At 72.6% G+C, this 18,754-nt stretch carries 10 protein-coding genes; 4 read left to right on the forward strand and 6 right to left on the reverse strand.

Translation table 11 applies throughout. The features are described 5' to 3' along the window. Positions 1-600 precede the first annotated feature (600 nt). From ACH4S8_RS16525 to ACH4S8_RS16540, 4 genes are all read left to right on the forward strand, one after another. Complete coding sequence (locus ACH4S8_RS16525) at positions 601-1,278, forward strand: spermidine synthase (RefSeq protein WP_398395039.1); 678 nt, start codon at positions 601-603, stop codon at positions 1,276-1,278. 113 nt (positions 1,279-1,391) lie between these two features. Continuing rightward, positions 1,392-2,129, forward strand: a complete 738-nt coding sequence (locus ACH4S8_RS16530) for a response regulator transcription factor (RefSeq protein ID WP_398394389.1) — start codon at positions 1,392-1,394, stop codon at positions 2,127-2,129. Between the two features lie 63 nt (positions 2,130-2,192). Beyond that, positions 2,193-3,332: an ATP-binding protein gene (locus tag ACH4S8_RS16535; RefSeq protein WP_398394391.1), complete on the forward strand. Its 1,140-nt coding sequence runs from the start codon at positions 2,193-2,195 to the stop codon at positions 3,330-3,332. Between the two features lie 281 nt (positions 3,333-3,613). Continuing rightward, the gene (locus ACH4S8_RS16540) at positions 3,614-7,399 is read left to right on the forward strand and encodes a multifunctional oxoglutarate decarboxylase/oxoglutarate dehydrogenase thiamine pyrophosphate-binding subunit/dihydrolipoyllysine-residue succinyltransferase subunit (protein ID WP_398394393.1); all 3,786 of its coding nucleotides are present in this window, start codon (positions 3,614-3,616) and stop codon (positions 7,397-7,399) included. Positions 7,400-7,508: 109 nt separating this feature from the next. Here the strand turns inward: ACH4S8_RS16540 and fxsT are convergent, their stop codons facing one another. From fxsT to ACH4S8_RS16570, 6 genes are all read right to left on the reverse strand, one after another. Beyond that, complete coding sequence (gene fxsT / locus ACH4S8_RS16545) at positions 7,509-10,520, reverse strand: FxSxx-COOH system tetratricopeptide repeat protein (protein ID WP_398394396.1); 3,012 nt, start codon at positions 10,518-10,520, stop codon at positions 7,509-7,511. Between the two features lie 276 nt (positions 10,521-10,796). Further along, positions 10,797-12,395, reverse strand: coding sequence for an aKG-HExxH-type peptide beta-hydroxylase (locus ACH4S8_RS16550; RefSeq protein WP_398395041.1), 1,599 nt, complete (start codon positions 12,393-12,395; stop codon positions 10,797-10,799). After that, entirely contained in the window at positions 12,395-13,612 is a 1,218-nt protein-coding gene (locus ACH4S8_RS16555; protein ID WP_398395043.1) for an FxsB family cyclophane-forming radical SAM/SPASM peptide maturase, read from the reverse strand. Before ACH4S8_RS16555 ends, ACH4S8_RS16550 begins: the two co-directional genes overlap by 1 nt. 328 nt (positions 13,613-13,940) lie before the next feature. Beyond that, entirely contained in the window at positions 13,941-14,189 is a 249-nt protein-coding gene (gene fxsA, locus ACH4S8_RS16560; RefSeq protein ID WP_398394398.1) for an FxSxx-COOH cyclophane-containing RiPP peptide, read from the reverse strand. A 53-nt stretch (positions 14,190-14,242) separates the two neighbouring features. Continuing rightward, on the reverse strand, positions 14,243-17,554 hold the full coding sequence (locus ACH4S8_RS16565) for an SAV_2336 N-terminal domain-related protein (protein WP_398394400.1): 3,312 nt from the start codon (positions 17,552-17,554) through the stop codon (positions 14,243-14,245). Positions 17,555-17,561: 7 nt separating this feature from the next. Further along, the gene (locus ACH4S8_RS16570; protein ID WP_398394403.1) at positions 17,562-18,590 is read right to left on the reverse strand and encodes an AAA family ATPase; all 1,029 of its coding nucleotides are present in this window, start codon (positions 18,588-18,590) and stop codon (positions 17,562-17,564) included. Positions 18,591-18,754 lie beyond the last annotated feature (164 nt).

The following is an 18,754-nucleotide window of genomic DNA, read 5'->3' on the forward strand; positions in this document are numbered from 1 at the left end:
GCACCCCGATCGGCCGACACCGAGACGCCACCGGCGGGCGCGCCGGCCCGGCCGACAGATGCGGAGGTCCGGCCGGCGGGCGCGGAAGCGTCATCGGCGGACACGGCACCCCGATCGGCAGGCGCAGGGGCCTGGCCGACGGGCGCGGCGGCGCCAGGGGGCGCGGGAGTGCCACGGGGCGCGGGAGTGTTGTCGGGGAGCGTGCCGGACTGGTCGGTGGTGCTCGGATCCACGGCACTCCCTCCCGTCGCGTTCCACCCTTCGCGTCGCGTTCCACCCTTCGTGTCCCCTGCGTCGCTGTCTATGACCGGGGCCACGGACGGGACGATTCTCAGGAAGTCCTCAACAACAGGGAGTCCCCGACAACAGGAAGGCCTCGAGGCAGGGAGTCCTCGGCAAGGGGACGGGACGCCGGGGCCGCACGAGATCCCCGGCCGGCGTCGCGTCAACCCGGGAGGGCCCGCCGTCACCCCCGGGGCCGCCGAACCTGCCCGACCGCCCCGGCACCGCCCCCGTATCGCCCAGGACCCCGGCGGGAGGGGGAAGCCGTCCCCGGCAATTCCCGCGACCCGTACAGGTGAAAATGCCAGGATGGCGGCCATGACTGCCTCGTACGAGACTCCCGAGGTCATCGACCGCCGCCAGGGCCCGTACGGCGAGGTCGTGCTGCGGCGTCACGGCGCTCTGCTGCAGATCATCGCCAACGGGTGCTTCCTGATGGACACCTCCGACGGGCGGTCCGAGCGGCTGCTGATGGACGCGGCGCACGACGCCCTCGACGGACGCCCGGAGCCGAGTGTGCTGATCGGCGGGCTCGGCGTCGGGTTCTCGCTGGCCCACGCGGCGGCCGATCACCGCTGGGGGCGCATCACCGTTGTCGAGCGCGAACGGGCGATCATCGACTGGCACCGGGACGGTCCCCTCGCCGCGCTGTCGGCCGAGGCGCTCGCCGATCCGCGCACGGACATCGTCGAGAGAGATCTCGTCGACTACGTCAATGAGATCTCCGACACGTTCGACGCCCTGTGTCTCGACATCGACAACGGCCCCGGCTGGACGGTCACCGAGGGCAATGCGGGACTGTACGGAAAGTCCGGACTGGCAAGCTGCGCAAGGGCGTTGAGGCCGGGTGGCGTCCTCGCCGTGTGGTCGGCCGAGCCCTCTCCGGAATTTGAAGGAACCTTGCGGAATGCCGGATTCCGACGGGTCCGTACCGAAGTGGTCCCCGTTGCCCGGGGCGTTCCCGACGTGGTGCATCTCGCGGTAAGACCTGGATAGCCGAGGCGCACCGACTGCCCGTACCCTGCTTGACTGACGCGGATCATTCAAGCGTCAAGCGCAGTCATGGGATCACCCCACGGATTCCGGAAAGCACACTTCAGGGGCGGGCGATGGAGCAGACACACACCTCCCAGAACGGCACGGCGGCGACTCCGGGCGCTCAGCGCCGGGTTTTGGTCGTCGAGGACGACCCCACGATCGTCGAGGCCATCGCGGCCCGTCTGCGAGCCGAGGGATTCCTCGTGCAAACCGCGGGCGACGGCCCGGCCGCCGTCGACACCGCCGAGGCATGGCAGCCCGATCTGCTGATCCTCGACATCATGCTGCCCGGCTTCGACGGTCTGGAGGTCTGCCGCCGTGTGCAGGCCGCCCGCCCGGTGCCGGTGCTGATGCTCACCGCGCGCGACGACGAGACCGACATGCTGGTCGGGCTCGGGGTCGGCGCCGACGACTACATGACCAAGCCGTTCTCGATGCGCGAGCTGGCCGCGCGGGTGCACGTCCTGCTCCGCAGGGTCGAGCGCGCCGTCGTCGCGGCCTCCACCCCGCGCAGCGGCATCCTGCGGCTCGGTGAGCTGGAGGTCGACCACGCGCAGCGCCGGGTGCGGGTCCGCAGCGAGGACGTGCACCTCACGCCGACCGAGTTCGACCTGCTCGTCTGCCTCGCGAACACCCCGCGTGCCGTACTCTCGCGCGAGCAGCTGCTCGCCGAGGTGTGGGACTGGGCGGACGCCTCGGGCACCCGGACGGTCGACAGCCACATCAAGGCGTTGCGCCGCAAGATCGGAGCCGAGCGGATCCGCACGGTGCACGGCGTCGGCTACGCACTGGAGACCCCGACTCCCTGAGCCGGGCCGCCGTAGGAGACGTCGGGACCCGGGTGACCGGGGCCCGCGTGAGGGGCTGATGTGATGAGCGGACTCGGAGAACGAGGGCGCGGGCTCGGCGAGCGCGCGTCCGCGGAGCGCAGGAGCTCGGGCTCCTGGGGCGAGGTACGGCCGTTCTCGATCAAGACCAAGCTGGGCGCGCTGGTCGTCATCTCCGTGCTCATCACCACCGGTCTGTCGATGATCGCGGTGCACACCAAGACGGAGCTCCGCTTCATCACGGTCTTCTCGATGATCGCCACGCTGCTGATCACCCAGTTCGTGGCGCACTCGCTCACCGCTCCGCTGGACGAGATGAACGCGGTGGCCCGTTCGATCTGGCACGGCGACTACACCCGCCGGGTGCGGGACGACCGGCGGGACGAGCTGGGCGACCTGGCCCAGACGATCAACCTCATGGCCGACGAGCTGGAGGCCCAGGACCGTCAGCGCAAGGAGCTGGTGGCGAACGTCTCGCACGAGCTGCGTACGCCGATCGCGGGTCTGCGGGCCGTCCTGGAGAACGTCGTGGACGGTGTCTCGGAGGCCGACCCCGAGACGATGCGCACCGCGCTGAAGCAGACGGAGCGCCTCGGGCGGCTGGTGGAGACCCTGCTCGACCTGTCCCGGCTGGACAACGGCGTCGTACCGCTGCGCAGGCGGCGTTTCGAGGTGTGGCCGTATCTGTCCGGGGTGCTGAAGGAGGCCAACATGGTCGCCTCGGCGCGTGCGGACCTGGCCTCGGGTTCCGGCGGCGGTCACACCCGCACGGACGTCCATCTGCACCTCGACGTGTCCCCGCCGGAGCTGACCGCGCACGCGGACCCGGAGCGGATCCACCAGGTCGTGGCGAATCTCATCGACAACGCGGTCAAGCACAGCCCGCCGCACGGCCGGGTGACGGTCCGGGCCCGGCGGGGCGACCATCCCGAGTCGCTGGCGCTGGAGGTCCTGGACGAGGGTCCCGGCATCCCGGAGTCGGAGTGGCACCGCGTGTTCGAGCGGTTCAACCGCGGCAGGGTGCCCGCGCCGCACGGTCCGGGCAGCGACGGCGGTACGGGACTGGGGCTCGCGATCGCCCGCTGGGCGGTGGATCTGCACGGTGGACGCATCGGTGTGGCCGAATCTCAGCGGGGCTGCCGGATCCAGGTCATCCTTCCGGGCCTCCCTTCTCTGCCAAGTTGACGTAAAGTTCGAACCGGAGCCGCAAGATCCACCGCTGTCGCCGCCGGCGTACACGTGTGATCAGGCACAGGGCCGCGTGAGGCATGCCGCGACCCGGAGCCGACGTACCCGTTCCGAAGCGGAACCTCGCTTGTTTCCCGCCATTTCCATGAGCGAAACACGGATTCCGATGTGACTTACGCGACGTTGGACGGGCCCGGCCTGACCTTCTCGGCCAGGGAGGCGTAGCCTTTATTCCCGCTGTCCATCACCTTGTGAAGCGGAAGAGGGCGGTTAGCGCCGTGTCGCCACAGTCCCCCAGTAACTCGAGTATCTCGACCGATGACCAAGCCGCCGGGAAGAACCCCGCGGCCGCCTTCGGTGCCAACGAGTGGCTCGTCGACGAGATCTATCAGCAGTACCTCCAGGACCCGAATTCGGTAGACCGAGCCTGGTGGGACTTCTTCGCCGATTACAAGCCCGGGGCGCCCGCCGCCTCGGCTCCGGCGGGTACTGCGGCCGCGGGGGCCGCAGGGACCACCACCACGGCCGCGCCGGCCGCTCCCGTGCCGCCCGCGGCGCGCCAGGCTCCTCCCCAGGCCGCGCCCGCTCCGGTCGCCGCTCCCGCGGCTCCGAAGCCCGCTGCCGCCGCCCCGGCTCCCGCGAAGGCCGCTCCGGCCGCCGCGAAGCCGAAGGCCGCTCCGGCCGCCGAGGCGCCCGAGGGCCCCGAGTACGTCACCCTGCGCGGTCCCGCCGGTGCCGTCGCGAAGAACATGAACGCCTCCCTGGAACTGCCCACGGCCACGTCCGTGCGCGCGGTCCCGGTGAAGCTGCTCTTCGACAACCGCATCGTCATCAACAACCACCTCAAGCGCGCCCGGGGCGGGAAGATCTCCTTCACCCACCTCATCGGGTACGCGATGGTGCAGGCCATCAAGGCCATGCCGTCGATGAACTGGCACTACGCGGAGAAGGACGGGAAGCCCACCCTCGTCAAGCCCGCGCACGTCAACTTCGGCCTCGCCATCGACCTGGTGAAGCCCAACGGCGACCGCCAGCTGGTCGTCGCGGGCATCAAGAAGGCCGAGACGCTGAACTTCTTCGAGTTCTGGCAGGCCTACGAGGACATCGTCCGCCGCGCCCGTGACGGCAAGCTGACGATGGACGACTTCACCGGTGTCACGGTCTCCCTGACCAACCCCGGCGGCCTCGGCACCGTCCACTCGGTCCCGCGCCTGATGCCCGGACAGTCGGTCATCATGGGCGTCGGCTCGATGGACTACCCGGCGGAGTTCCAGGGCACCTCCCAGGACACCCTGAACAAGCTCGGCATCGCGAAGGTCATGACGCTCACGTCGACCTACGACCACCGGGTCATCCAGGGCGCCGCCTCCGGCGAGTTCCTGCGCATCGTCGCGAACTACCTGCTCGGCGAGACCGGCTTCTACGACGAGATCTTCGAGTCGCTGCGGATCCCCTACGAGCCGGTCCGCTGGCTCAAGGACATCGACGCCAGCCACGACGACGACGTCACCAAGGCCGCCCGCGTCTTCGAGCTGATCCACTCCTACCGGGTCCGCGGCCACGTCATGGCCGACACCGACCCGCTGGAGTACAAGCAGCGCAAGCACCCCGACCTGGACATCACCGAGCACGGCCTCACCCTGTGGGACCTGGAGCGCGAGTTCGCCGTCGGCGGCTTCTCCGGCAAGTCCCTGATGAAGCTGCGCGACATCCTCGGCGTCCTGCGCGACTCGTACTGCCGCACCACCGGCATCGAGTTCATGCACATCCAGGACCCGAAGCAGCGCAAGTGGATCCAGGACCGCATCGAGCGCCCGCACTCCAAGCCCGAGCGCGAGGAGCAGCTGCGCATCCTGCGCCGGCTGAACTCCGCCGAGGCGTTCGAGACCTTCCTGCAGACGAAGTACGTCGGCCAGAAGCGCTTCTCCCTGGAGGGCGGCGAGTCCGTCATCCCGCTCCTCGACGCCGTCATCGACAGCGCCGCGGAGTCCCGCCTGGACGAGGTCGTCATCGGCATGGCCCACCGCGGCCGTCTGAACGTCCTCGCGAACATCGTCGGCAAGTCGTACGCGCAGATCTTCCGCGAGTTCGAGGGCAACCTCGACCCGAAGTCGATGCACGGCTCCGGCGACGTGAAGTACCACCTGGGCGCCCGGGGCACCTTCACCGGCCTGGACGGCGAGCAGATCAAGGTCTCGCTGGCCGCCAACCCGTCCCACCTGGAGACGGTCGACCCGGTCATCGAGGGCATCGTCCGCGCCAAGCAGGACATCATCAACAAGGGCGGCACGGACTTCACCGTCCTGCCCGTCGCCCTGCACGGTGACGCGGCCTTCGCCGGCCAGGGTGTGGTCGCCGAGACGCTCAACATGTCGCAGCTGCGCGGCTACCGCACGGGCGGCACGGTCCACATCGTCATCAACAACCAGGTCGGCTTCACCGCCGCCCCGGAGTCGTCGCGCTCCTCCATGTACGCCACCGACGTGGCCCGCATGATCGAGGCGCCGATCTTCCACGTGAACGGTGACGACCCCGAGGCCGTCGTCCGCGTCGCGCGCCTGGCCTTCGAGTTCCGTCAGGCGTTCAACAAGGACGTCGTGATCGACCTCATCTGCTACCGCCGCCGCGGACACAACGAGTCCGACAACCCGGCGTTCACGCAGCCGCTGATGTACGACCTGATCGACAAGAAGCGCTCGGTGCGCAAGCTCTACACCGAGTCCCTGATCGGCCGCGGCGACATCACCCTCGAAGAGGCCGAGCAGGCGCTGCAGGACTTCCAGGGCCAGCTGGAGAAGGTCTTCACCGAGGTCCGCGAGGCCGTCGCGCAGGCGCCCGAGGCCCATGTCCCGGACGTCCAGGCCGAGTTCCCGGTCGCCGTGTCCACCGCGGTCTCCCAGGAGATCGTGAAGCGGATCGCCGAGTCCCAGGTCAACATCCCCGACAACGTCACCGTGCACCCGCGGCTGCTCCCGCAGCTCCAGCGCCGTGCGGCGATGATCGAGGACGGCACGATCGACTGGGGCATGGGCGAGACCCTCGCCATCGGTTCGCTGCTCCTGGAGGGCACGCCGGTCCGGCTGTCCGGCCAGGACTCGCGCCGCGGCACCTTCGGCCAGCGCCACGCGGTGCTGATCGACCGGGTCAACGGCGAGGACTACACCCCGCTGCAGTACCTCTCGGACGAGCAGGCCCGTCTGAACGTCTACGACTCGCTGCTCTCCGAGTACGCGGTCATGGGCTTCGAGTACGGCTACTCGCTGGCCCGCCCGGACGCGCTGGTGATGTGGGAGGCGCAGTTCGGCGACTTCGTCAACGGCGCGCAGACGGTCGTCGACGAGTACATCTCGGCCGCCGAGCAGAAGTGGGGCCAGACGTCCGGCGTCACCCTGCTGCTGCCGCACGGTTACGAGGGCCAGGGCCCGGACCACTCCTCGGCCCGGATCGAGCGCTTCCTCCAGCTGTGCGCCCAGAACAACATGACGGTCGCCCAGCCGACGTCCCCGTCGAACTACTTCCACCTCCTGCGGTGGCAGGTGCACAACCCGCACCACAAGCCGCTGGTGGTCTTCACCCCGAAGTCGATGCTGCGCCTGAAGGCCGCGGCCTCGAAGGCGGAGGAGTTCACGTCGGGCCAGTTCCGCCCGGTCATCGGGGACGACTCGGTCGAGGCGTCCGCCGTGCGCAAGGTCGTGTTCTGCGCCGGCAAGCTGTACTACGACCTCGAGGCCGAGCGGCAGAAGCGCGGCTCCACGGACACGGCGATCATCCGCATCGAGCGTCTGTACCCGCTGCCGGGTGCCGAGCTCCAGGCGGAGATCGCCAAGTACCCGAACGCCGAGAAGTACCTGTGGGCCCAGGAGGAGCCGGCGAACCAGGGTGCCTGGCCGTTCATCGCGCTCAACCTGATCGACCACCTGGACCTGGCGGTCGGTGCGGACGTCCCGGGCTCCGAGCGCCTGCGCCGCATCTCGCGTCCGCACTCCTCCTCCCCCGCCGTCGGCTCCGCGAAGCGGCACCAGGCGGAGCAGGAGCAGCTGGTGCGTGAGGTGTTCGAGGCGTAGGCCTCCGGCACGGCAGTACGAAGGGCCCGGCCCCGAGTCCAGACGGACTCGGGGCCGGGCCCTTCGGTGTCCGGGGCGGTGCCGGGAGCGGCGGCTCCCGGCACGGGCCTCACGTCTCCTGCGGTTCGAAGTCCCAGTAGGGCCGGTTGCGGGAGCGGGCGGAGATGGTGTGGACGTGCTGGGCGCCCAGGGTGGCGGCCAGGTCATCGAGGGCCGCCTGTTCGACCTTCTCCGCCTGCTGGCGGTCCCGCAGGCCGCGCAGATCGGCCGCGAGCGCGATGCGGGCGGAGAGCGTGAGCGGGTGGGTGCGGCCGAGGGCCTCGGTGGCACGGGTCACCGTGTCCTGGCTGAGCGCCGCGGCCGACTCGGGGTCGCCGATGAGGTTGCGCAGGGCGGCGGCGTTGATGGCGCAGCCGAGGGTCCAGGGGTGGTTCTCGCCGACGGCCGCGGTCATGTCGGTCAGTGCCTCGTCCATGGCGGCGTGGGCGTGATCGCGTTCGCCGACGCTGCGCAGGACCAGGGCGTGGTTGGCGCGGACACCGGCGATGTAGGGGTGCCCCTCGGCGAGCATCACCTCGTAGCGGGCGACGACGGACTCGCCGATCTCCCTCGCCTGGTCGATGTCGCCGTGCTCGCGCACGAAGCAGCTCGTGTTGGCGGCGAACCGCAGGGTCTGCGGGTGGGTCTCGCCCAGCACGCGTTCGCAGCGTTCCAGTACGCGGGCGAACAGTGTCCCCGCGGCCCGGCGGTCGCCGCCGCGGTACTGGCACAGGGCCAGGTTGTGTTCGGCGTCCAGGGTCTGCGGGTTGTCGGCCCCCATGACGATGCGGTGTTCGCGCACGCTCTCCGTCTGGACGGACTCCGCCTCGGGGTAGCGCCCCAGGTAGCGCAGATCGGCCGCGTAGTGGATCTGGGAGGAGAGGGTCCACGGGTGGCGGCCGCGCAGCAGCTGCCGGCGCGACTCCATGGTGCGCCGGTCGATCTCCAGGGCCTCCTCGAACCGGCCGAGCAGACGCAGGGACACGGCGAGGTTGTTCTGGGCTCCCAGGGTGCGGGAGTCGGCGTCGCCCAGGAGGTCGCTGTAGGCCGTGAAGATCCACTGGGAGAGTTCCAGGGCTTCGTCGTAGCGGGCGAGGCCGCGCAGGTCGGCGGCGAGGCCGGTGGCGGCGCGGAGGTGTTCCAGGTCCTGCGGGCCGCGCTCCTCGCGCAGGTGCTCGACGGCGGCGCGTTCGATGGCCTCGGTGTGCTGGTAGTCGCCGACGGCGCGCAGCAGGTTGGCGTAGTGGTGCGTCAGCTCCCAGACGCGGGGGTGGTTCTGGCCCAGCAGGGGCCGCCAGGCCTCCATGGCGCGTTCACCGAGCCTGATGCCCGACTGGTACTCGCCCGAAATGTACATGTAGCGCAGGCAGTTGAAGACCAGCATCTGTACCGCGGTGTCCTTGCTCTGCAGGACGTCCGCGTACTTCAGGTGCGGGACGATCTCCGCGTAGCCGGGCCACAGCCGGGTGTCCGTGGGGCGGCGGGGGTCGGCCGCGGCCAGGGCGCGGCGGACCACGTCGATGAACTCGCGGCGGTCCTCGTCGGGCATGTCCTTGTGGACGATCTGGTGGACCATGCGGTGCAGGTACAGGGACTCGCCGGAGGACGCCGCCTCGTCGCCGGCCGCCTCGTGGGACTCCAGCCGGACGACGGAGTACTGGCGGAGCTGGTTGATCGCCTTGTTCCACAGCAGCGGGTCGTTGAGCAGACCGGCGATCTGTTCGGGCAGCTGGTCGTGCGGCATCTCCTTCAGCAGGCGTACCGGGATGAACCCGGGGGCGAAGAAGGTGCACAGGCGGAGCAGGTCGACGGACTCCGGGACGGTGTCGCGGAGTTTGTTCAGCAGTATCGACCAGGCGGTCTGGAAGGCGACCGGGAAGTCGGCGGAGACCTTGACGACGTCCTTGTCGATGCCTCCGTCCAGCAGGCCGATGTACTCCTGGACGGACAGGTCCGAGTCGTTGAGCCAGCCCGCCGTCTGGTCCAGCAGGAGGGGCAGGTCCTCCAGTGCCTCGGCGAGCTGGTCGGCCTCGGGTTCGTTCAGGCGGGGCGCGCGGCGGCGGATGAAGGCGACGGACTCGTCACGGGCGTAGACCGGCACCTCCAGCAGTCTGCTGTTGTGCTCGCTCCACTCGGGGTTGCGCGAGGTGATCAGGACGTGGCCGGGGCCGGTGGGGACGAGGTCGTAGATCTGGTCGGGCTCGTCCGCGCCGTCCAGGATCAGCAGCCAGCGGGAGTACGGGGCGCCCCGGCGCAGCGAGTCGCGTACGGCACGCAGCCGCTCGCCGTACTCGGCTCCGGTGGACAGTCCCAACTGCGGTGCGAGTTCGGCCAGCCGGCGCCGGTAGGTGACCCGCTTCTCGGCGTTGACCCACCACACGACGTCGTACTCGGAGCCGAAGCGGTAGACGTACTCGGCGGCGAGCTGGGTCTTGCCGACGCCGGACATGCCGTGCAGGGTGACCACGCCCGCGCCGGCCTCGGCGCCCTGGAGCAGGTGGTAGGCGTCGTTCAGGAGCGGCTCACGGCCCGTGAAGCGGGTGTTGCGGCGCGGTACGCCGCCCCAGACCTCGGGCATGGCGGCCGGGAAGCGGGGGCCGCGCCGGGCGCCCTCGGCGGACTCGGGAAGGGGTTCGGAGGGCAGGTCGAGGCGCTCCAGGACACGGCGTTCGGCTTCGTCGGCGCCCATGTTGTTCAGGTCGACCGCGCCGAGCACGGTGGTGGCCGTGGGCACCGCGCTGTTGGTGACGGAGACGGCCGCGAAGCGGGACGGGTCGGGTGCGACGACCTCGCGCAGCGCGGCGTTCCACTCGTCGTGGGTGCGCGGGCCGAGCTGGAAGTACCACTCGCTGACGACGATCAGGATGCGGCCCTTGGCCAGGGTCAGGTCGCGCAGCAGGTCGACGAGGGGCACCTCGGCCGGGGAGTCCCAGCGCTGGTACACGACGCGGTGTCCACGCCGTTCCAGACGGTCCCCGATCCAGGCCGCCCAGGCCCGGTTGAAACCGGCGAAGCTGATGGTGACGGTCTGCTTCGCGGGCCCCCTCTCGGCTGACCCGACCGGCGTACGAGCTCCAGACATGCAGCGGCCTCCCCGCGCGTGATTTTAGAACCGCCGCGAGGGTCGGCGATAGGGCGCCGACGCGCGCCAGTCGCTTGCTCCACGGTTCCTTCTCGAACGTGTTCAGCGTCGATCTTGACGCACCGTCACGCGCCCGTCCGGGAACCCGGCGCTTTCGGCGAGGATGGCCCAACCGGGGCGGAGCACGGCGCGTTCGACGGGCGCGCGGGCCGGACCGCGGGCCGCACCCGCCCCGGCCGGACCGACGTGTGCCGTGCCCTTTCCGGAACACGCGGTTCATTCGCCCGGCGCGTGGCGCCGGTTCCACAGCGTCCGGGCGGCCTGGACGTATGCCGTCGCGCGCGCGGCGTGGCCGCGTGGGGGCGGCTGTTCGGCGAGGCGTTCGTACACCTCGACCATGCGATCGACGAACCGGCGTCCCCGTACGGTGAGATCGCTCGATCCGACGAGCGCGGGCAGGACGGCACCGACCTGCGCCTGGTACCGCGCGTGCCGCTCCCAGGCGGCGTCCCGGCGGGCGGGAAGCGTGGCGGCGAGCGCGCTGCGCTGGAAGAAGTCCGCGAGCGCGAGGTGGGAGTAGGCGCCCTGCAGCAGGCCGTCGTACGGGCGCGGATCGGGGCGCCAGGGTGCGAAGTGGCGTGGTACCGGGCTCGCGTGATGGAGCGTCAAGAGATCGCCGAGCGCGGCGAGTTTGGTGTGCTGGATCTCGTGGACGAGGGTGGCCGCGAGCGTGGTCGGTGTCGCCGGTGCGCTGCTGAGGACCGCGCCGAAGGCTTCGCGCCGGGTGCCGCTGCAGCTGCCGCCCGCCCCGCCGGGGACCGAGCCCGGCGGGGCGGCCAGCGGAACCAGACAGCGCAGCAGGGTCACCGATTCCGCGAGCCGGCCCCCGCCACCCGTCCCGAGCGCCGCGGCGGTGCCCGACCAGATGTGCAGCCAGTGCTTGCGGTCGGCTTCGTCGAGTCGGGCCGGGCCGCTCATGATGTCCGGGCGGGGTCCGCCGCGGGCGGTCCGGTACGGGTCGAGGTCGTCCAGCGGTACGGGGGCGGAGCCCGGCACCAGGCCGGGCAGCGTGTACGCCGGCGTCCAGGCCGCCGTCTCCGACCAGGCGCCGGCACCGCTCTGGAGGTGGACGACCACGTCGGCCTCGCCGGGCCGCCGGAGCGTCAGCCGCCCGTGCCGGTGCACGAGGGCCACCTCCGTCTCCCCGGAACCGGAGCCGCCCGTGCGCAGCGCGCCGAGCGAGGGAAGGGCCAGCACGCCGTCGTGGGCCGTCAGCCGGAGCGCGCAGGACACTCCGGCGCGGACGGCGGCGACGGCGGCGAGTGCACCGAAGTGGGCGAGGGCCAGGGCCTGTTCATGGAGGTCCCGGCCGGTTCGCGGGCCGGTTCCGGTACCGAGAGTGCGCAGGGCGTCCCTGGCCCAGGGACCGATGAACGGGTGCAGGAGGAGGGCTCGCACGGGGGACGGCGGGGGCCGGTCCCCGGCCGCCGCGCCTCCCTCGGCCGCGAGACCGGCGGACCTGCACTCCGGCTGCCGTGCCGACCGGTCCGGGGTCCCGGACGCCGACGCGGGGCCGTGCGGCCTCCCGTACGCCCGTACAAAATCCCCCGGCCCGTCCCCGGGGGGCCGTCCGCGGCGGTGGGCGGGCGGCTCCAGCCGTTCGGCCTCCTCCAGCAGGGCCCAGTCCTCGCGCAGCCGGGTCAGGGCGGCGACGGGAAGGACGTCCGGGGCGGCCGACTCGGCGGCGTCGAGGACCGCGCGGAGCAGGAGCAGCCGTCGGGTGTGCTGGTCGCGGACGAGGAGCCCGAGGGTCTCGGGGCCGCCTTCGGTGCGGCCGAGTTCGTCCACGGCCCGGTCCGGGACCGCGGGAAGGATCACGGGACATCTCCTTCGGGGACGGCGGGGACGGCTGCGACGACCGGGGTGGCCCGCGCGGTGGTGACGGTCCGCGCGGTGGGGACAGCCTGCGCGGCGGTGGCGGCTTGTGCGACGGGGACGGTCCGCGCGGTGGGCACTGCCTCCGCCAGCCTCCGGGCGACATGGCGGATGAAGCGCTGGAGGTCGGCGCAGTACACGGACGGGTTGGCGAAGCCGTGTCCGGCGCGGTACCGATGCGCGTAGTGTCCGCCGCCGCACACCGGGAGCAGGGGGCAGGCCCGGCAGCGCGCGGCCAGCGAGGCGGCGCCCGCCTGCCGGGCCGCGACGCCGGGGTGGCGCAGCGCCTGGTCGAAACCGTTCCGGAAGACGTCGAGACCGGTCCTCGCCGCCCCCTCGTAACAGGACTTGAGGGAGTCGACCTGCTCGATGGAGCCGTCGGTCTCCACGACCACGGCGTCGAAGGGCGCGAGGCCGAGCGACTCGGTGGCGGCGGGCAGCCCGAGGAGCAGCGCGAGACACTCCTCGAAGAGCCGGACCCGTGTCTCACGTCGCCCGGCCCGCCACCAGCGGTCGAAGACGGCGCACAGCCAGTCGCCGTAGGGGGTTCCCGGACCCTCCAGGTGCGGTGGTCGCGCGGACCAGTTGCCGTGCGGGAGCAGCAGGTCGAGGGCCGGCGGCCGGAGCGCGAGCAGGGACTCGTACAGCTCGACCGGGTCGGTCGTGGGGTCGACGACGGTGAGGATCCCGGCGTACGCCTCCGGGTGGCGTTCGGCGATCAGGCGGGCGCCGCGGGCGGCGGCGGGCCAGGACGGGCGGCCGGCCCGGTCGGTGCGCGGCGCGTTGTGCTCGGGCAGGCCGCCGTCCAGGCTGATGCCGACGCGGACGGAGTGCCGGGCGAGGACGGCGAGGCGCCGCTCGGTGAGCAGGGTGGCGTTGGTCTGGACGGTGGCGTGCACGGTGCAGCCGTCCGGGACCCGGTCGCGTACGAGGCCGGTGAACCGGGCGAGGGTGTCCACGCCGGCCAGCAGGGGTTCGCCGCCGTGCAGGACCAGGGACACGGCCGTCATGCCGTGGGCGGCGGCGTGTTCGCCGATCCTCAGCGCGGTCCGTGCCAGGACGCCGGGAGGAGCGGCGGCGGGACGGGTGCGCCAGGTGTGGTCGGGGCCTTCGTAGAGGTAGCAGTAGCGGCAGGCGAGGTTGCAGCGGCCGTGCATTTTGACGATGAACTGCCGGAAGGGGAAAGGCGGTTCGGGTACGGGGCCGTCCCGCGCGGGCCGTTCGGGGTGCGGCGCGAGGGCCGCGGGGGCGGAGGCCGGTGCCGGGGAGGTCGCCTCTGCAGACACTCCGGCACCCCCATGTGTACGGCCGCACGATCCCGCGCCGCGAACCGCGCCACGCCCCCTGCCCGTACCGGGCGGCATTCCCGGCCACGCCCCGGCCACAAACACCGGCCGTCCGAAGTTGTCCGGTTCAATCACCGGAGCGGACCTGAACCAACCACCCGCGAGCGACGGTTGACCGGACCGTCGCCCACCCGGCTTTTCAGAAGGCGTTGTTGAACCCCCAGAGCATCTCGCTCGGCTCCGTCGATCGGGCTCGCAGATCCGCCAACACCTCTTCCAGAACGGGGTGTTGGACCGTTCGCAGCTGGGCGAGATCGAGATCCAGCAGGTCGGGGACGGGAAGGTCCCCCGGATCCGGCGTCCCGGCCGGCCCGCCCCGGGCGTCCTCGGGCTCCGCCGCCGGATCGCGGCCCTGTGCGTCGTCGCGTGCGTCGTCGCGTGCGCCCATGTCGTCTCCCTCGCCTTCCCTGACTCCGCCCCGGCGGCCGCCGGCAGGCGCTCTCATCCCAGCTCGGCCAGCCGCTGTGCCGTCTGCCGGGCCGTCGGCTCGCCCGGGCTCGCGACACCGTCCGGCAGCCTGGACCACTCGGTCCGGGCGGCCCGGTAGGCCTCGCGGGCGGCACGCGGGCGCGCCGCCGCTTCGTAGGACATACCCCGCCAGTGCTGTGCCCGAGCGGCCAGTTCCACCGCTTCCTGGCGGATGCGCTCCGTCTCCGCCTGCTCCTCGGCCTCGCGCGCCGACTCGGCCGCGGCCCGGAAGGCGTCGACGGCCTCGTCGAGCCGCGCCTTGCGGCCGAGGCTCTGATACGCCTCGAACTGGGCCTGGCCGAGCTCCAGCCGGCATCGGGCGGTGGTGAGCGGCGGGCCGTCCTCCAGGGCCGCGAGGCCGAAGAGGTGCTCGGCCTCCCGCAGGTCGACCCGGTCGCCGCGGGCGCGGTAGCGCAGCATCAGCGCGCGGCCGAGCAGCAGCAGGCGGTGGGCGAGTTCGGCGCTGCCCGCGGGCGTCTCGGTGCGGCAGTCCCGCAGCACCCGGATGGCCCGGTACAGCGATTCGCCCGGGGCGCGTCCGTGGTCGAGCACGGCGTGCCGCAGCAGGGCCTCGCCCCATTCGGCGAGGACGTCCGCGTGCGCGGGGGCGTCCCGGGGCACTCCGCGGGAGGCCTGCTCGAACCGCGCGGCGGCGTCCTGGAGTTCGCGCGGATCGCCCGAGTCGGCGTACCGGGCGAGGTGGATGCGCCCGGCGCGCACGAGCAGGGCGGAGCGCAGCCCCTGGTCGCGGGTGAGGCCGAGTGCCTCGTCGACGTGGTCCCGGGCGTCGTCCAGCGCGCCACCGGACCTCAGGAGCGCGTCGACGAGGTCGAGCAGGATGCGGACGCGCGCGGACGCGCCGGACGCGCCGGCCGTGTCCTCGGGGCCGGTTTCCAGGGCGGCGCGCAGGGAGTGCGCGCCCTGTTCCGCGTAGAGCCTGGCCTGTTCGTGGTCGGCCGTGGCGCCCGACAGGCGCAGCAGGACCCGGCCGTGGGCGAGCGGCAGCCCCGACGGGCGGCTTCGCCGGTCCGGCCAGGCGTCGGCGAACGCCTCCAGCATGCCGACCGCGCCCTGCAGGAGCGCGCTGTCCCCGCCGAGGCGCCACTGCGCCTCCAGCGCCCGTACCCGCTCCAGGGTGAGCCGCAGGGCCTCGGTGGCGTCCAGGTCCGGCGCGGCGCAGGCCACCGCGTACTCGCGGTCCGCGCGTTGCAGGAGGTCGAGCGCGCCGCGCCGGTCGCCGCGCCGTCTGCGGTCGGTGGCGGCGGCGTGCAGCACCCGGGCCAGGACGGCCCTCTCGCGCAGCGCCCTGGGGTGCGCGACGGCGCGCTCGGCGGCGCCCTCCGCCTCGCGCAGCAGGTCCGCGCCGCCCTGCACCTCCCACAGCAGCAGCACGCAGTTGGCGTACTCGGCCCACAGTTCCGGGTCGGTGCCGGGGCTCAGTTCGTGTTCGGTCGCGCCGCGCAGCAGTTGTACGGCGTCGATGAGGTCCTGCACCATGCCGTCGCTGCCGAACTGGCGGGCCAGCGAGCGGGCGCGGAGCACCGCGGGGTGGGTGGGCCGCCGGTCGGACGGGTCGTCGGGGCCGCGGGGCGGCACGTAGGTGGCGAAGTGGTCCGGCAGCGGCATGAAGCGCTCCAGCACCCGTGCGGCGACCTCGGCGAAGGGCTGCGGTACGAGGGTGGCACCGCCGTTGTCGCCGTTCTCGCCCGGGTATCCGGCGCCGGGTGAGAACGGCGGTCCGAAACCGCCCTCGCCGAGCTGTGCGAGCGCCAGGGCCGGGAAGTTGGGGCCGCCCTTGCCGAAGCGGTGCTCGATGTACGCGGAGCAGTGCTTGAGCACGAGCATGGCCTCGTCGAGGCCGAGCGGCGACAGCAGGGCTTCCTGCGCGCCGGGGGCGAACTCGTACCACTGGGTGCCGTCCGCGCCGTACTCCTCGGTCCTGGCGCGGGTGACGAGACCGCTGAGCAGGACTTCGGCCAGTTCGGAGGGCCCCGAGTCGGGGAGCATGGTGCGCTGGACGAGTTGCATCACGGGGAGGCTGAGCGGGGCCGCCGCCAGATAGCCGGCCAGCCGCCCGGCCGCCTTCGAGGAGGTGGAGCGGAACCGGCTGACCAGTTCGAGCCCGGACATCCGGCGTCCGGGCCGGGCACCGGGGGCGGGCTCGTGGTGCCGGCGCACCCAGCCGACGGCGCCGGCCACGGGTCCGGCGCCGGCTCCGGACAGCAGGCGCGCCCAGGCGCCGAGCGCGGCTGGTTCGGGCGGCAGGACGGGAACCGGGAGCGCGCCGCCGCGCGCCTCCGGCGGGGTGCCGGCGGGCAGCCGGACCTTCAGCGTGGCGGCGCCCGCGAGGGCTTCGCCGCGCGTCAGTTCGCCGTAGGACACCGGGAGCCGGGTGCGGTTCCACATGCGCTGCGGGAGGGGCTGGAGCACGGCGGCGGGGCCGAGCCGGGACAGGTGGTGCAGAAGCCGGTGGGCGTGGCCGCTGTGCCACAGGGGGCCGGCGCAGTCGCTGACGAGGAGGGTGACGCGGCGGCCCGTCGGGTCGCTCAGCCGGTCGGCGGAGTGCAGGGGGGCCGTGCCGGGTTCGGGGCTGCGGCTGACGGCGGGCTCTCCGTCCGGGCCCTGGTGGAGATGGCTGATCTGGATGTCCCGGAAGGCGCCGAGCCGGCCGAAGACCTGTTCCAGTTCGGCGAACATCCGGTCCCACACGCGCATGGACGAGGAGGCGTCCATGATCAGCTGGAGCGCGGCGTCGGCCCGGGTCACCCCGCGGAACACCGGCAGGACCAGTCCGCCCGCGCGGGCGGTCAGTTCGGCGGTCTCGGTCTCGTCGAGGACGGTGCGCAGCGGTGGCGCCGCGGTGCGATAGCCCTGCAACGGGCGTAATGCGCGCTGGAGTTCGAGGGCGGAGGGGAACGCGGGCGCGGCCGGGACGCCGACCGGCAGGACGGGCGAGAGGCCCTGCCCGTAGCCGCGCTGCGCGCCGTCGCGCGGCACCGGGTACAGCGCGACGCGCCGGTCCGTCTCCGGGTCCCGCCACGCCGGTGCGGGCCGGTCGGCGGGTGGCGGCCGTTCGTCCCCGCGCGCATCCGGGTGCCCGGCGGCGGGGTCCTCGGCCGCCGTCCGGCGGCCGGACGGCGGCGCGCTCCCCCGCTCCCCGGCCCGGTCCGTCGGGCGCGAGAAGCGCGCCAGCCACAGCGCGTCGGCCAGTTGCCGGGCATCGGGATCGAGCCCGGTCTGCCGTATCCGGGCGATGAGTTCGGCGATCGGGTCGCCGCCGGGCATCAGCGCGTCACCTCGGACGGTCGAGTCGCTGGACGAGCTGGTCGGCGAGCCGGTCGCGGCTGGCCGGGGCCGCGGCGTCGGTGAGGTAGATGGCGTTCAACAGCTGGTCGGCGGCGACGAGTTCGCTGCGCGAGCGCTCCAGGAAGCGGGTGATCAGATCGTCCCCCGCCCGCGCCGCCTCGTCGCCCAGGTGGGCGCGTACGAAGGTGGCGAGCCGCTCGTGGTCCGGACGGCCCAGTTCGAGGTGGATGCAGCGGCGCATCAGCGGGGCGGGGAAGTCGCGCTCGCCGTTGCTGGTGAGGACGACGAAGGGGAAGGCGCGGCAGCGCACCCGGCCGTCGCGCACCCTCGCCTTGGCGCCGTCGTCGGTGAGCACCTCGGCCTCGCCGCCGGGCAGCCGGTCGGCGACGCGCTCCAGCTCGTGGATCGCGAACTCGCCCTCCTCCAGCACGTTCAGGAGGTCGTTGGGCAGGTCGATGTCGCTCTTGTCCAGCTCGTCGATGAGCAGCACGCGCGGGGTGTCGGAGGGCAGCAGCGCGGTGCCGAGCGGGCCGAGCCGGATGTAGCTGCCGATGCCCTCGACGGAGCCGGGGGCGCCGGGTGCGGCCGGGTCGGCGCCGTGCGGCGCGGCCATCTGCACGTCCTGGAGCCGGGCGATCGCGTCGTAGTGGTAGAGACCGTCCCGCAGGGTGGACCGGCTGACGATCGGCCAGCGCAGGACGTTGCCGAGGCCGAGTTCGTACGCCACCGAGTGCGCGAGCGTGCTCTTGCCCGCGCCGGGGCTGCCGGTGACCAGCAGGGGCCGGCGCAGATACAGCGCCGCGTTGATCATCTCGAGTTCCTCGGCGCCGGGCCGGTGCAGTTCGGCCAGATGCCGGTACGCGCCCAGCCTGCGGTCCTCGGAGCCGTCGCCGTCGCTCCCGGCGGCGTCCCGGCTCGCGAAGTCGCGCCACGGCGGCGGGGCCGGAAGCCGGTCCAGGCCGTCGTGGGGTTCGCCTGCACCTCGGTAGATGAGCCACTCGCTGGAATCGGTCATTGCCCAGTCCTCGTCGTCACTCGTCCACCCCGGCAGCCGTCGGACGTCGCCTCACCGTATCGATCCGCGAAGGACCCCGTAAGGTCCCGAGAGGGGCTCGCGGCAGCCCGCCCGAGCCTGTTCCGGACATCACCGAACCCGCTTCGGACATCGTGCGGCAGCGG

Origin of the sequence: Streptomyces sp. NPDC021080, from assembly GCF_044333225.1 — a bacterium.
In the GTDB taxonomy this organism is placed as follows: domain Bacteria; phylum Actinomycetota; class Actinomycetes; order Streptomycetales; family Streptomycetaceae; genus Streptomyces.